We start from the raw sequence: 13,888 nt of genomic DNA, 5'->3' as shown, positions 1-13,888 counted from the left end.
TCAGGCTTGCGTCGAGCGAATGATATCGATGACGGCCTTGGACTCCGGCCGCGCCTTGATGAAGTTGTCGATCTGCGGCGCCACGCGCTTCTTGAAGGCCTCGCGGTCGCATTCGGCCACCGTCACGCCCTTCTCGGTCAGCGCCGCCAGCGCTTCCTTCTCGACCGCGAGCCCGTGCGCGCGCGTGTCGATCGCCGCCTTCTTGGCAGCATCGAGAAAACCCTCGCGCAGCTTCGGATCCATGCGATTGAAGGTCATGTCGCTGAAATAGATCGCAAGCGGCGAGAAATTGTGCTGCGTCAGCGCGTAGAACTTTGCCGTCTCATAGAACTTGCTGGCGAGGATGGTCGGCGGATCGTGCTCAAGCCCGTCGAGCACGCCGGCCTGCAGCGCCGTGTAGATTTCGCCGAATGCCAGCGGCGTCGCGGCAGCGCCCATCAGGCGGAGGCATTCGGTGATGACGGGATTGGGCAAGGTGCGGATCTTGAGGCCGGCGAGATCCTCCGGCGTCTTCACCGGCTTCTTCGCGAGCACGCTGCGCGAGCCGAAATTATAGGCCCAGGCGATGATGCGGATGTTGCTGCCCTTGAGCAGCGCGTCCTCGATCGGCTTGGCGGCGCCGGCGTCGAATGCCTTGGTCTGCTGCGGGAAGCTCGAGAACAGGAAGCCGAGATCGTAGGTCCCGACCAGCGGCACCAGATTGGCCGAGATCGACGAGCCCGACACCATCAGGTCGATGACGCCGAGCTTCACGGAATTGATGACGTCGATTTCCTGGCCGAGCTGGTTGTCAGGGAAGAAGGCGACCTCGACCTGCTCGCCGAGCCCGTTGCCTTTCAGATTCTTGACGAGATTGTCGTAGTAGACGCGGCCGTTGGCGAATTTGGGATCGTTCGGCAGCGAGGACGAGCATTTCAGCTTCAGCGTCGCGGCTTCAGCGCGACCGATGATGGCGGGAGAGAGCACGAGGCCGGCGGTCACCGCCGTCGACGACTTGAGGAACGTGCGACGGCTGACGGGCACGAGGGTCATGGTGTCTCTCCCCAATATTTTTTGTTTGGCGGCCGCAGTCGTTGCCACGGCCTCTTGCGCGGAGAGTACGGCCAAAGCAACGGAGCAGGCAAGGCTTGCCGCCAAGTGCGATACGCTCGCGAGCGGCAGGCGCGCCGCCATGGATTGCAGCGCAACGCCTATATTTGCCGATGTTTTCGATCGTGCCGCATCGCGGCCGAACGGCTTCCATGCAAGATTGCCGCAGATCGATCCAATTCAGGTATGGATCAATGCCGAACGCAGATTGATGAGCACGCAGCAAAAAGCTGCGGGACCGGAATCCCGCAGCTTTCGTATTCCAGCGATCGATGAACTTAGCGCGACGGCGCGACGCTCAACTGTCCGTTCGTCGCCTCGATAGCGCGCAAGGGCCGCAGCGCGAAGGCGCCATCGCCAAGCAGGGCCTGCGCAGCCAGCGCGATCGCCCAGAACGCGGGAAATTCCCAGCCGCCCTTCGGATTGGTGAAGAAGAAGCCGGCCGCACCGTGCACGGTGAAGATCGCGCCAAGCAGGACCGGAATGCCGGCCAACGCCGCGTAGCGGGTCCAGATGCCAAGAATCAGGGCAATGCCGCTGAGAACTTCCACCGTCATCACGAGATAGGCGAGCTCGGGCGGGAAGCCGAGGCTGCCGAAGAACTTTGCGGTGCCGGCGGGAGTGAAAACGAACAGTTTCAGGCTGGCATGGGCCAGGAACAGCGCACCCAGGGTCACGCGCAGCACCAGCGCGGCGTAGGGAGCGGTACGGGAATCGATCATAGCGGTCTCCATGGTTGCGGGACCTATGATCTATTCTCACGAGAATGATAATCTGCTAATTTGGAAAAATACTTCACACCAATAGAGTGAGATAGATGCTCGACCGCCTGACCAGCCTGGAAGTCTTCGCCAAGGTGGCGGCCAACGGCAGCCTGTCCGGCGCGGCGCGCGCAATGGGCCTGTCCCAGACCATGGTGACCAAGCACGTCGCCTCGCTGGAGGCGCGGCTTGGCACAAAACTATTCCATCGCACCACGCGGCGGCTCTCGATCACCGAGGCCGGCCGGCTCTATCTGGAATCCTCCGAGCGGATCCTCGCCGATATGGAGACAGCCGACGCCGCGGTCGCGCGCGAGCGCGTCGAGCCGCGCGGATTGTTGCGGGTCAACGTGCCCGTCGTGTTCGGCACACGGCAGATCGCGCCGCTGATGGCCGAATTTTCGGAACGCCATCCCGAGGTCACGCTCGAGCTCGGCCTCAACGATCGCCTCGTCGACCTCGCCGAGGAAGGCTGGGACCTCGCGATCCGTATCGGCAAACTCCGCGACTCCAGCATGGTGGCGCGAAAGCTGGCGCCGAACCGCCTGGTGGTCTGCGCTACGCCTTCTTATCTCGCCAAGCACGGCACGCCGCGCAGCGTGGCCGACCTCGCCGCACATAATTGTCTCGGCTACACGCTGTCGCAGCAGGCCAGTGCGGCGGAATGGCTGTTCGGCGCGGATGGCGAAATCCGCGTCCAGGTGTCGGGAAACCTGCGCGCCAACAATGGCGATGCACTGCGGGCGGCGGCGCTGGCCGGCCTCGGCCTCGCCCGCCAGCCGACCTTCATCATCGCCGACGATTTGCGCGCCGGCACGCTGGTCGCGCTGCCACTCGACCAGCCGGAGATCCAGTCCTCCGCGGTGCATGCCGTCTACCTGCCCGATCGCCGACCGCCTGCGAAGGTGCGCGCCTTCATCGATTTCCTTGCCGCGCGCTTTGCACCTGTTGCGCCATGGGATCGCGGGCTGTTCTGACATCGCACGACGCAACGTGCCGGCTCCGGCAGACCTCCTGCCCCATTTGCCATACGCCTGAATGATCTTTTGGGAAGACCGCTGCACACTTTGCTCTAGTGCAGCCCTCCGGGTCCGGATCAGGCTTGAACGTGAGCTAGCGCACAGACGGGGTCGTGGCGGACTATTAGAAAAGGTGACATCCTCGCGCCATTGCCGATGGAGGTGACCCCATGCGCCTTCCAGTCCTTTGCAATTTAATTCTTGTCTCTGCCCTGCTTGCCCTTACTCAATTGGTGACGCCGACGGAAGCCGCGGCCGAAGCCCGGCTTGCGCTGGTGATCGGCCAGTCCGCCTATCGCACGGTGCCGGAGCTGCCCAATGCCGCCAACGACGCCAAGGGCATGGCCGAGCTGCTCGGCAATGCCGGCTTCGACGTCACCGCGGCGCCGAACCTCGCACAGAACGAAATGCGCCAGGCGATCTCGAATTTCGCCGGAAAGGTCGGCGCCAGCGGTGCCGACACCGTCGCGCTGGTGTTTTATGCCGGTCACGGCCTGCAGATCGATGGCGAGAACTACCTCGTCCCTGTCGATCTCGATCCCAAGCGCGAGGCCGACATCCCGCTGCAGGGCGTGCGGCTGAATGATCTGCTCAACACACTCGGTGCGCTGCCGACCCGGGCGCGCATCTTCATGCTCGATGCCTGTCGCAACAATCCGTTCCCGGCGCTGTCAGGCGCAGGCCATGGGCTCGCCATCGTCGATACCAAGGCGGGCGCGCCCGGCTCCTTCATTTCGTACTCGACCTCGCCCGGTGCCGAAGCCGAGGACGGCAATGGCGCCGACAGTCCCTACACCACGGCGGCGCTGACCGTTGCCAAGCAGCCGAACCTGCCGATCGAGGAAGTGTTCAAACGCATCCGCGTTGCGGTGGCGCAATCGACCGACGGACGCCAGATCCCCTGGGAAAGCTCGTCGCTGACGACCGACTTCAAATTTTTCGGCGAGAGCAGCGGTCAGCCGCCTGCTCCGGGCGCAAATTCGATGGCGCTCGCAAGCGCCACGCGCAGCGTCGCGGACTGGCGCAAGGATTTGCAAGGCAAGGACGCCAAGGTCGCCTATGACCTCGTGATCGCCGACGACACGGTGGAAGCCTATCAGGCCTATATCGAGCTCTACACGCAGGCCGTCTACACGCCACGCCTGCGCACGGTGCTGGAGCGCCGGCGCCAGATGCTGGCATGGGATCGCGCGGTGGCGATCAATACCCGCGCCTCCTACGAGGCCTATCTTGCGAGCTGGGACAACAGCGATCTCGCCGCGACCGCGCGCCGTCTCCTGCTCCGCGTGCAGAACCGCGACTATGGCTTGCCGGTTGCGGCCGCAGCGACGCCGGTCGCCGTCGCCATGGCGCCGACCTGTCCGTGCTCGACACCGACGCCGCCGGCATCGACTCCGATCAACCCGACGGTTGCGCCCATCATCAAGAAGCGCGTCGACGACACGCCGCCAAAGCGCAAGGTCGCCGACACGCCGCCGAAGCGGCGGCCGCCGCCTGACGAGGTCGTCGTCGAGCGTGCGCCGCCTCCCGGCCCGCCGCCCGGCGCCGTGATGCAGGGCATCGGCATCGGGATTGGCATCGGCATGGGCATGGGCGGTCAGGGCGGGGGCATGAATCGCGGCGACTACAGCCGCAGGTACTGAGATCGCCGACGACGAACAGAGGTCCGCAGGCATGGTGTCCGCGGACTCTTTCGTTGATGGTGGAGGAGAGGCGTCTCTCGTGCCCCGGCTCTGCGCAGCAACGCTCCGCGTTGCTGCTTGTCCGGGACACGTAGTTGGCGAATATTCACCAACTGCCACTCTCCAACCCGGAATCGTTGTAGTCTGAATAATCGACACCAGCCTGTCCGGGGACACCACATCGATGCCGCAAGACGCTCACGCCAAGCACGCATGGCCGCTGTTTCGATCGCTCGCGTCCTATTCCCTGCCCGGCGATCTCATGGCCGGGCTGACGCTCGCGGCGATCGCCATCCCCGAGCAGATGGCGACCGCGCGGCTCGGCGGCTTCACGCCGCAGATCGGCTTCTTCGCCTTCATGGCGGGCTCACTCGGCTTTGCGCTGCTCGGCGGCAACCGCTTCCTGTCCTGCGGCGCCGATTCCACGATCACCCCGATCTTCGCCGGCGGGCTCGCTGCGCTCGCCACCACAGGTTCGCCTGAATATCAGGGCCTTGCGATCGCGCTGGCCCTGATGGTCGGCGCGATGATGCTCGCCGGCGGTGCGTTCCGTCTCGGCGGAATCGCCAACCTCCTGTCGATGCCGGTCATGGTCGGCTTTCTCGCCGGCATCTCGGTCCACATCATCGTGTCGCAACTGCCGGGAGTATTGGGACTGGAATCGCCTGGCGGTCCGACGCTCGACCGTATCGGAGTGCTCGCGGGCGAGATCGGGCGCACCAATCCCATCACGCTCTGCATCGGCTTCGGCGTGCTGGCCGTGGTCTTCATCTCCGAGAACATCAGCGCAAAAATTCCCGGTGCGCTGATCGGCCTCGTCGGCGCGACGCTGGCCACCATCGCGCTAGGTCTCGAGAGCAAGGGCGTCAACGTGGTCGGCACAGTGCCGGGCACGCTGCCACGACCGACCTTGCCTGATCTGGCGCCGGAGCTCTGGGTGCGGCTGGTGCCGCTCGCTTTCGTGATCACCGTTGTGGTAATGGTGCAGACCGCGGCCACAACGCGATCCTTCCCGTCGGATGCCGACAAGCCCGCCGACGTCGACCGCGACTTTCTCGGCGCCGGCGCCGGCAGCGTGCTGTCAGGCCTGTTCGGCGCGTTTCCGGTCAATGCCAGCCCACCGCGCACGGGCATCGTCGCCGAGACCGGCGGACAGTCGCAACTCGCAGGCCTTGCCGCAGCCATGATCGTGCTGGCGCTGCTCGCATTCGGCACCGGATTGCTGCACCACGTTCCGGACGCCGCGCTTGGCGGCATCTTGCTGTTCGTGGCGCTGCGGATCATCCGTGTGCAACAGATCGTGACGATCTATCGCCAGTCGTTCAGCGAATTCCTACTCATCGTCGCCACCGCCGCGCTGATCATCGTGCTGCCGATCCAACAAGGCGCCTTCCTCGGCATCGTGCTGTCGCTGCTGCACGGTATCTGGAGCACGACGCGCGCACGGCTCGTCGAGTTCGAGCGCGTGCCGGGCACCACGATCTGGTGGCCCGCGCATCCGCACATCACCGGCGAGCGCGTCGCGGGGGTCGCCGTGATCGGGCTCCAGGCGCCGCTGTCCTTTCTCAACGCGCCGGGTTTTCGCAGCGACGTGACGAAGGTTCTGGGCACTGCGACACCGCAATTGCTGGTGCTGGAGGCGAGCGGCATGGTCGAGATCGACTTCACCGCCGCGCAGATCCTGCTTGACGTCTTCAAGGTGTGCAACGCGCAAGGCGTCACGGTTGCGCTGGCGCGGCTGGAATCGGTGCGCGCGCAGGACGCCTTCGAGCGCTTCCGCCTGTTCGAAGTCCTGCCGAAGGAGCACGTCTTCCACAGCGTGGACGAGGCGGTGCACAGGCTGGCGAAGGGCGATCAAATGTTCACTCCGTCATCCTGAGGCCTCCGCTTGAGACGCGAACGCGGCGCAAGCGGAGCCTCGAAGGACGACGGTCATAGATAAGCATGTCGTCCCAATGCGACAGCAACGAACGATCACTGCACCAGCGCCGGATGATCCCGTTGCACCGTTTCGCGGATCCAGCTGGCCTGGATCGCGCGGAACAGGATCTGTGCGGTCTTGAGATCGTTGGCCGTCATGCAGAGATCGACGATGCGATGCACCGCGTCGTCGCGCATCAGGCCGTCGGAGATCTTCATCGCGATCTCCATCGCGACTTTCGCCGCGCGTTCATAACGAGCGCTCTCGTCCTTGTCGTTTCGCGCAGTGGCGATGGCGCTCTGGGCCGCAGCTTCACAGATGGCGCGGATGCGCGCCGCAGCTTCGATGTCACCGAGCGGCGAGGCGATCGCTTCGTCCCAGATGTCTGCCGGCTTCGGCTTCGCGAACCACGTCATCGTCCCACCACAAGCGGTCTTCCAGCCGCCGATATTGCCGCACTTCAGGCGCACTCAGCATAGAGAGACCGATCGAGATCGGCGAGACGATTTTTACGTCACAGTCTTTCGCAAGTGCATTCAGGAACTTCGACGTGGTCCGATGGCCTCGAACTGCGCCTTCTGCTCGTCATTGAGCGTGCCGTAGAAATCCTCCAGCGCCGCGCGAACCGACTTGACGCCATCGAGCATGATTTCGAGCCGCTTGCGGACCGCGGCCATGCGCGCCGGGGGCGTCACGACGTCGCCCGGCTGGCACGCCTCCTTCAGCGATGCGCTGACCTTGGCGCTGGTATCCTGAAGCACTTGCAGCGCGGCGCGCTGGGTGTCGTTCGGATGAAGCCTAGCCTCGATGTCGGCGCCGGGCCAGTCGAGCGCAGCGGGCGCACTGCAATTCTGGACCAGCGATGTCCCTGCGTTGCCGGAGGCTGTCGCACGCCGCTGGTCGTCGGCGAGCGCGTTGAAGCGCGCCTTCTGTTCGTCGGTGAGCGAGCCATAGAATTTCTCGAGGGCGGGTTGCACCAGATCGACGGCTTTCTCCATCGCCTCGATGCGCTGTTGCATCGCCGCTAGCCGGCCGGGCGCCGTCGCCGCGACCTGCGTCGGGCAGGAGGCACGGATCATTCCGGCCGCATCCATCGAGGCATTGCCAAGCTCGTCGAGGCTTGCATCTTGCGCTTCGGTCGGCTGCACCGCGGCCGCAATCTGGTCGATCGGCAGACCGACGATCTCGCGGCGGTCGCTGCCGCAAAGCTGATCCAGCGCAACACCACGCGCGTGCCTGCGTCCCTGCGGTCGCGACGGCAGATAGGCCGACAAACCGTCATAGCCATAGGGGCCGAACAGGCCGGCATAGATGTCCGGATAGCCGTAGCCCCAGAAACCGAGACCGTCGCCCCAGATCGTGTAGTCGTAGAGATCATTGTAGGCGAACGGCCAGAACAGCGGTCCGACCCAGCCGTAACCGCCTCCTGCATGTTGCCACCATCCGCTGCTCGCACCATGCCAGCCGGCGAGCGCCGCCGCCGCTGCGATCTGGGCACGCGCCGCGGGATTGCTGATCAGGCGACCGTTGCGGAAGGCGCTGGAATGCAGATTGAGCGCGTTGTGGAAATTCGCCGGGCGGACGGCCGCATTGCGGATCTGGCCGAAGTTCGGACCGCCATGTCGAGGGCCTGCCGCAAAGCGAGGCCCGCCATGATGCCCGCCGGCATGCACATGTCCCCCACCATGCCCGCCAAAATGTCCACCACCACCATGATGGCCACCGCCGTGCCCGCCACCGTGACCGCCGCCACCGTGACCCCCGCCACCATGGCCACCACCGCCCTTGCCCAGAGCCGCGCCCGCCAGCATGCAGGCCAACGCCATCACGGCAATTCCAATGACCGGTCGCAACATCGCATCCTCCCGCAAAGCCGCGCCATTGAGGCATCGGAACTTGTCGGGAATTGGAACCGGCTTGGCTGCCGAAAGTTCCCGCGACCGCGACGCGGCAGGCCGCGCTAGATTATAGTTTGAACATGATCTTTTCGGAAAACCGCAGCGCACTTTTCCGGATCATGCTCTATGCCTCCGGCACGATCTTGCCGGGGTTGAAGATGTTCTGCGGATCGAGCGCCTTTTTCAGCGCCCGCATTGCATCGAGCGCCTCGGGACCAAGCTCGGCCTTGAGATATTTCTGCTTGCCCTGGCCGATGCCGTGCTCGCCGGTGCAGGTGCCATCCATCGCCTGCGCGCGCTCGACCAGGCGATGCATGAACTCCTCGCCGCGCGCCATCTCGGCCGCGTCATTGGTGTCGCACACCAACGAGCAGTGGAAATTGCCGTCGCCGACATGGCCGACGATCGGCGACAGCAAATTGAGACGCTTGAGGTCTTCCTCGGTCTCGCTGACGCAGTCGGCAAGCCGCGAGATCGGCACGCAGACGTCGGTCGCGACCACGCCGATGCTGTCACCGGGCCGCAGCGCCTTCACGGACCAATAGGCGTCGTGCCGGGCCTGCCACAGTTTGGTGCGGTCCTCCGGCTTGGTGGTCCAGGAAAAATCGCCGCCGCCGCAGTCTTTCGCGATCTCGCCGAACGCCTTGGACTGTTCGGCGACCTCGATCTCGCTGCCGTGGAATTCCATCAGCAGCAGCGGGGTCTCCGGCAGCGTCAGCTTCGAATAGGCGTTGCAGGCCTTGACCTGCGCAGCGTTGAGCAGCTCGATGCGCGCGACGGGAATGCCGGTCTGGATCGCCAGGATCACGGCCTGACACGCGCCGTGCACTGACGCGAACGACACCGCGCCGGCCGCGATCGTCTCGGGGATGCCGCGCAGGCGGATGGTCAGCTCGGAGATGATACCGAGCGTGCCTTCGGCACCGACGAACAGATGCGTCAGGTCGTAGCCGGCCGAGGATTTCTTGGCGCGCGTCCCCGTGGTGATGATCTCGCCGTCGCCGCGCACCACCTTCAATGCGAGAACGCTCTCGCGCATGGTGCCGTAGCGCACCGCGTTGGTGCCGGAGGCGCGGGTCGAGGCCATGCCGCCGAGCGAGGCGTCCGCGCCGGGATCGATCGGGAAGAACAGACCCTGGTCGCGCAGATGCTCGTTCAGCGCCTTGCGGGTCACGCCGGGCTGGATCACGCAGTCGAGGTCTTCGGCATGCACCGCCAGCACCTTGTTCATGTCGCGCAGATCGATCGAGATGCCGCCCGCGGGCGCGTTGACCTGGCCCTCGAGCGAGGTGCCGGTGCCGAAGGGAATGACGGGCACGCCGTTCCTCGCGCAGATCCGCACCACGTCCTGGATGTCGGCCGTCTCCTGCGCCATCACCACGCCGTCAGGTGGCTGGTTCGGAATCCACGTCGTGGTGTGGCCGTGCTGCTCGCGAACGGCCTGCGAGGTGATGAGGCGGTTGCCGAAGCGGGCGGCAAGCTGCTCCAGCGCGCTTGCAAGGGCTTTCGGCTCGACCCGCGGCGGATTATTGGTGATGGTCGTACCCACGGACATTCCTCCCGACAGAATGAACCGTGGCAAAGGACATAAAGCCGGTCAAGTCAAGGGACCGGATGCATAGCCAGGGAATGAACCATGCCGGAGAGTGCCGCTTCGAAGCCTGCCGAGCCGTTCCGCTCATCGATCATGCAGATCGAGCCGCAATGGATCGACTATAACGGCCACCTCAACATGGCCTATTACAACGTGATGTTCGACCGGGCGATCGACCAGATGTGGCTGCAGCTCGGGATCGGGCCAACCTACATGAAGGAGCGCAGCGGCTCGACCTTCACGGCCGAATGCCATGTGCGGTACTTGCGTGAAATCCATCTTGGAGATCCGGTACAGGTCTCGGTCTGGCTGCTGGAGGCCGACGATAAGCGCCTGCACACCTTCGAAGAGCTGCGGCACGCAACCGAAGGCTGGCTGTCGGCGACGTCCGAGAACATGTCGCTGCACATCGACATGGGCTCGCGCAAGGTGGCGGCGTTTCCGCCCGACATTCGCGAGCGTATTGCGGCTGTCGTCACGGCTCATAGCACCGTGCCGCGGCCCGAGGGCATCGGCCGAAACGTGGCGATGCCCTCGAAGCGGTAGTGCATGGTATCCGGCGCGCTATATCCTGCGGCCGCGCGCCAATCCGACCACGGCCGAGACCAGGAACAGGACGACCGCGACGAAGAAGATGATCTTGGCGATTTCGATCGAAGCGCCAGCGAGGCCGCCAAAGCCCAGGATACCGGCGATCAGTGCGATAATCAGGAACGTCACAACCCAGCTCAGCATAGCGATACCCTCGTCTTGATGTCTCTCTGCGATCGGCGCGACTGGACGCGCCACCTGCCCAGACAATCTCGACGTGGGAACGATGGTTCCGGCACGCATAACGGCGAAATTCGCCTCTGCGACTGGAACAAATCGGGGTGCCACGCACGTGGAAAACCCCTCCCCGCCGCCCCATATAGGCGCTAATCCCTGTTAAGAAGGCTCCCTCCCGTCACCCCGCGGTGCCATCGTGGGGCCAAATGATTCGCATGACCGAGCCGAGCAAGATCACCAGCGTTCCCGACCACCAGCCTGCCGCCGGCGGCATTGCCGCGCGTGCGCGCGCCTCGGTGGGCCCGAAATATCTGACCGGGCTCAATCCGGAGCAGCGCGAGGCGGTGGAGACGCTGGACGGCCCGGTCCTGGTGCTGGCCGGCGCCGGCACCGGCAAGACGCGCGTGCTGACCACGCGCATCGCCCATATCCTGAGCCAGGGCCGCGCCCGCCCGGCTGAGATCCTGTCGGTGACCTTCACCAACAAGGCCGCGCGCGAGATGAAGCACCGGCTCGGCCAGATGCTCGGCCACGCCGTGGAAGGCATGCCGTGGCTCGGCACCTTCCACTCCATCGGCGGCCGCATCCTGCGTTTCCATGCCGAGCTGGCGCAGCTCAAGTCGAATTTCACCGTGCTCGATGTCGACGACCAGGTCCGGCTGCTCAAGCAGCTCCTGCAGGCCGAGAATATCGACGACAAGCGCTGGCCGGCGCGGATGCTGGCCGGCCTGATCGACGGCTGGAAGAACCGCGGCCTGACGCCGTCGCAGGTACCCTCCGGCGAAGCTGCGATGTTCGCCAACGGCAAGGGCGGCAAGCTCTATGCGAGCTACCAGGAGCGGCTGAAGATTTTGAACGCCGCCGATTTCGGCGATCTCTTGCTGGAAAACATCCGCATCTTCCGCGAGCACCCGGACATTCTCCGGCAGTACCAGCAGCGCTTCAAATTCATCCTGGTCGACGAATATCAGGACACCAACGTCGCGCAATATCTCTGGCTGCGGCTGCTGTCGCAGGCGCCGTCATCTCTTACCTCTCCCCGCGTGCGGGGAGAGGTCGCATCGCAAAGCGATGTGGGTGAGGGGGACTCTCCACTGACCGAGCTCGTGGAGACAGCCCCTCACCCCGACGCTCTCAGCGCGAGCGAAGCTCGTCGCTCCCCCGTGAAGGACGGGGAGAGGGAGAAGAACCACGTCAAAAACATCTGCTGCGTCGGCGACGACGACCAGTCGATCTATGGCTGGCGCGGCGCCGAGGTCGACAACATCCTGCGCTTCGAGCACGATTTTCCCGGCGCCAAGGTCATCCGCCTTGAGCGCAATTACCGCTCGACCGGCCATATCCTCGCCGCTGCCTCGCATTTGATCGCGCACAATGAAGGCCGGCTCGGCAAGACGCTGCGCACCGAGGACGTCGAGGGCGAGAAGGTCACGGTGACTGGCTCGTGGGATTCGGAAGAGGAAGCCCGCGGCATCGGCGAGGAGATCGAGCAGCTGCAGCGCCAGGGCGAGAAGCTCAACGAGATCGCGATCCTGGTACGCGCCTCCTACCAGATGCGCGAGTTCGAAGACCGTTTCGTCACGCTCGGCCTGCCCTACCGCGTCATCGGCGGACCGCGCTTCTATGAACGCGCTGAAATCCGCGATGCGCTGGCGTATTTGCGCGTCATCAATTCGCCGGCCGACGATCTCGCCTTCGAGCGCATCGTCAACGTCCCCAAGCGCGGGCTTGGCGATGCCACCATCCAGTTGCTGCACGACCACGCCCGCAAGCGCCGTATTCCGCTGTTCGAGGCGGCGCGCGCGGTGGTCGAGACCGACGAGCTGAAGCCGAAGGCGCGCGGCTCGCTTCGCGACGTCGTCGCCCAGTTCGACCGCTGGCGCGCCCAGCGCGAGGTCACCGCACACACTGATCTCGCCCAGATCGTGCTCGACGAGAGCGGCTACACCGAGATGTGGCAGAAGGACCGTTCGGCGGATGCAGCGGGCCGGCTGGAGAACCTGAAAGAGCTCGTGCGCTCGATGGAGGAATTCGAGAACCTGCAAGGATTCCTCGAGCACATCTCGCTTGTGATGGACCGCGAGGGCGGCGCCGAGGACGACGCGGTGTCGCTGATGACGCTGCACTCGGCCAAGGGCCTCGAATTCGACAACGTGTTCCTGCCCGGCTGGGAGGAAGGCCTGTTCCCGAGCCAGCGCACCTTGGACGAACAGGGCCGCGCGGGCCTCGAGGAAGAGCGTCGTCTCGGCCATGTCGGCCTGACCCGCGCCCGCCGCCGCGCCATGATCTATTTTGCGACCAACCGCCGGATCCATGGCACCTGGTCGACCACGATCCCGTCGCGCTTCCTCGACGAATTGCCGGCGGCCAATGTCGAGATCACCGAATCCAAGGGCGGCTCGGCCTGGGGCGGCACCGGCGGCTACGGCGCCTCGCGCTTCGACGACATGGAAGCCTTCGGTTCGACCTATTCGACGCCGGGCTGGCAACGCGCTCAGGCCAATCGCAACCGGAGCGGCGGTCGCAACGGCGGCGGCGGGCGCGGCGGCTTCGAGGAAGAAGCCGCGACGTTCTCTTCGTCTTCATCTTCGTCTTCGGGTCCCGATTTCGGCAGCTTCTCCTCGCGCCGCCGCGGCCCCCTGACGATCGAGGGCGAGCTGGTCGCCAAATCGACCGGCACGACGTCGGAATTCGCGCTCTCCGACCGCGTCTTCCACCAGAAATTCGGCTACGGCCGCGTCACCAAGATCGACGGCAACAAGCTCACCATCGCCTTCGACAAGGCCGGCGAGAAGAAGGTCGTGGACAGTTTTGTGCAGCGGGCGTGAGCCTGACATGCCTCACTACGTTGCTATCATCGAAGACAATGGCCCTGACGACGTCAGCCTGTGGTTTCCGGACCTGCCCGGCTGCATGTCCGGCGGCGACGATGTCGACGAGGCCCTGGAGAATGCACCCGAGGCGATCGGGTTCTATGCGGAGGAGCTGACCGAGGAGGGCCGCCAGCTTCCGCCGCCGAGAACGCTGGACGAACTCAAGGCTGATCCGGAATTTGCCGACGCGATCCGGAACCACACCGCCGTCCTGATCGAGTGGCCACCCCTCGCCGAGGAGTGAGGACTGTTCGCCGCACTCGCCGAACTCTCGACTGTTCGG

Annotated in this window: 12 protein-coding genes; 6 read left to right on the top strand and 6 right to left on the bottom strand. The window is 64.9% G+C overall.

From position 1 onward, the window contains the following. Nucleotides 1-1,032: a TRAP transporter substrate-binding protein gene (gene dctP / locus XH89_RS08810; protein WP_194466692.1), complete on the bottom strand. Its 1,032-nt coding sequence runs from the start codon at nucleotides 1,030-1,032 to the stop codon at nucleotides 1-3. A gap of 335 nt (nucleotides 1,033-1,367) precedes the next feature. Further along, a complete protein-coding gene (locus tag XH89_RS08805; protein WP_194466691.1) occupies nucleotides 1,368-1,811 on the bottom strand; it encodes a DoxX family protein in 444 nt (147 codons plus the stop codon). Nucleotides 1,812-1,906: 95 nt separating this feature from the next. Here XH89_RS08805 and XH89_RS08800 point away from each other — a divergent pair, with 95 nt between their 5' ends. The 3 genes from XH89_RS08800 to XH89_RS08790 all read left to right on the top strand — a co-directional run bounded on the left by XH89_RS08800 (nucleotide 1,907) and on the right by XH89_RS08790 (nucleotide 6,430). Continuing rightward, the gene (locus XH89_RS08800) at nucleotides 1,907-2,827 is read left to right on the top strand and encodes a LysR family transcriptional regulator (RefSeq protein WP_194466690.1); all 921 of its coding nucleotides are present in this window, start codon (nucleotides 1,907-1,909) and stop codon (nucleotides 2,825-2,827) included. Nucleotides 2,828-3,039: 212 nt separating this feature from the next. Beyond that, the gene (locus XH89_RS08795) at nucleotides 3,040-4,512 is read left to right on the top strand and encodes a caspase family protein (RefSeq protein ID WP_194466689.1); all 1,473 of its coding nucleotides are present in this window, start codon (nucleotides 3,040-3,042) and stop codon (nucleotides 4,510-4,512) included. 223 nt (nucleotides 4,513-4,735) lie between these two features. Beyond that, nucleotides 4,736-6,430 carry a SulP family inorganic anion transporter gene (locus XH89_RS08790; protein ID WP_194466688.1) on the top strand — a complete coding sequence of 565 codons (1,695 nt, stop codon included), beginning with the start codon at nucleotides 4,736-4,738 and terminating at the stop codon, nucleotides 6,428-6,430. Between the two features lie 95 nt (nucleotides 6,431-6,525). Here XH89_RS08790 and XH89_RS08785 read toward each other — a convergent pair whose 3' ends face one another. From XH89_RS08785 to XH89_RS08775, 3 genes are all read right to left on the bottom strand, one after another. Next, nucleotides 6,526-6,888: a hypothetical protein gene (locus XH89_RS08785; protein ID WP_194466687.1), complete on the bottom strand. Its 363-nt coding sequence runs from the start codon at nucleotides 6,886-6,888 to the stop codon at nucleotides 6,526-6,528. Between the two features lie 120 nt (nucleotides 6,889-7,008). Continuing rightward, complete coding sequence (locus XH89_RS08780; protein WP_194466686.1) at nucleotides 7,009-8,328, bottom strand: Spy/CpxP family protein refolding chaperone; 1,320 nt, start codon at nucleotides 8,326-8,328, stop codon at nucleotides 7,009-7,011. Nucleotides 8,329-8,494: 166 nt separating this feature from the next. Continuing rightward, a complete protein-coding gene (locus XH89_RS08775; protein WP_194466685.1) occupies nucleotides 8,495-9,919 on the bottom strand; it encodes an FAD-binding oxidoreductase in 1,425 nt (474 codons plus the stop codon). A gap of 87 nt (nucleotides 9,920-10,006) precedes the next feature. Here XH89_RS08775 and XH89_RS08770 point away from each other — a divergent pair, with 87 nt between their 5' ends. Beyond that, entirely contained in the window at nucleotides 10,007-10,510 is a 504-nt protein-coding gene (locus XH89_RS08770; RefSeq protein WP_194466684.1) for a thioesterase family protein, read from the top strand. Between the two features lie 18 nt (nucleotides 10,511-10,528). On the opposite strand, the gene XH89_RS08765 is transcribed toward XH89_RS08770, so the two are convergent. Continuing rightward, nucleotides 10,529-10,699 (bottom strand): DUF1328 domain-containing protein, encoded by a 171-nt coding sequence (locus XH89_RS08765; protein ID WP_128950323.1) that lies wholly within the window; start codon nucleotides 10,697-10,699, stop codon nucleotides 10,529-10,531. A gap of 239 nt (nucleotides 10,700-10,938) precedes the next feature. On the opposite strand from XH89_RS08765, the gene XH89_RS08760 reads away from it, so the two are divergent. Beyond that, nucleotides 10,939-13,560, top strand: a complete 2,622-nt coding sequence (locus tag XH89_RS08760) for an ATP-dependent helicase (protein ID WP_194466683.1) — start codon at nucleotides 10,939-10,941, stop codon at nucleotides 13,558-13,560. Between the two features lie 7 nt (nucleotides 13,561-13,567). Next, on the top strand, nucleotides 13,568-13,849 hold the full coding sequence (locus XH89_RS08755; protein ID WP_194466682.1) for a type II toxin-antitoxin system HicB family antitoxin: 282 nt from the start codon (nucleotides 13,568-13,570) through the stop codon (nucleotides 13,847-13,849). Nucleotides 13,850-13,888: the final 39 nt, after the last annotated feature.

Source organism: Bradyrhizobium sp. CCBAU 53340, assembly GCF_015291645.1.
Lineage (GTDB): Bacteria > Pseudomonadota > Alphaproteobacteria > Rhizobiales > Xanthobacteraceae > Bradyrhizobium.
This window is presented reverse-complemented; position numbering and strand designations above follow the sequence as displayed.

Excerpts from the sequence above, each read along its gene's own strand:
- dctP (WP_194466692.1), bottom strand. The coding sequence starts at position 1,032 with ATGACCCTCGTGCCCGTCAGCCGTCGCACGTTCCTCAAGTCGTCGACG.
- XH89_RS08805 (WP_194466691.1), bottom strand. The coding sequence starts at position 1,811 with ATGATCGATTCCCGTACCGCTCCCTACGCCGCGCTGGTGCTGCGCGTG.
- XH89_RS08800 (WP_194466690.1), top strand. The coding sequence starts at position 1,907 with ATGCTCGACCGCCTGACCAGCCTGGAAGTCTTCGCCAAGGTGGCGGCC.
- XH89_RS08795 (WP_194466689.1), top strand. The coding sequence starts at position 3,040 with ATGCGCCTTCCAGTCCTTTGCAATTTAATTCTTGTCTCTGCCCTGCTT.
- XH89_RS08790 (WP_194466688.1), top strand. The coding sequence starts at position 4,736 with ATGCCGCAAGACGCTCACGCCAAGCACGCATGGCCGCTGTTTCGATCG.
- XH89_RS08785 (WP_194466687.1), bottom strand. The coding sequence starts at position 6,888 with ATGACGTGGTTCGCGAAGCCGAAGCCGGCAGACATCTGGGACGAAGCG.
- XH89_RS08780 (WP_194466686.1), bottom strand. The coding sequence starts at position 8,328 with ATGTTGCGACCGGTCATTGGAATTGCCGTGATGGCGTTGGCCTGCATG.
- XH89_RS08770 (WP_194466684.1), top strand. The coding sequence starts at position 10,007 with ATGCCGGAGAGTGCCGCTTCGAAGCCTGCCGAGCCGTTCCGCTCATCG.
- XH89_RS08765 (WP_128950323.1), bottom strand. The coding sequence starts at position 10,699 with ATGCTGAGCTGGGTTGTGACGTTCCTGATTATCGCACTGATCGCCGGT.
- XH89_RS08760 (WP_194466683.1), top strand. The coding sequence starts at position 10,939 with ATGATTCGCATGACCGAGCCGAGCAAGATCACCAGCGTTCCCGACCAC.
- XH89_RS08755 (WP_194466682.1), top strand. The coding sequence starts at position 13,568 with ATGCCTCACTACGTTGCTATCATCGAAGACAATGGCCCTGACGACGTC.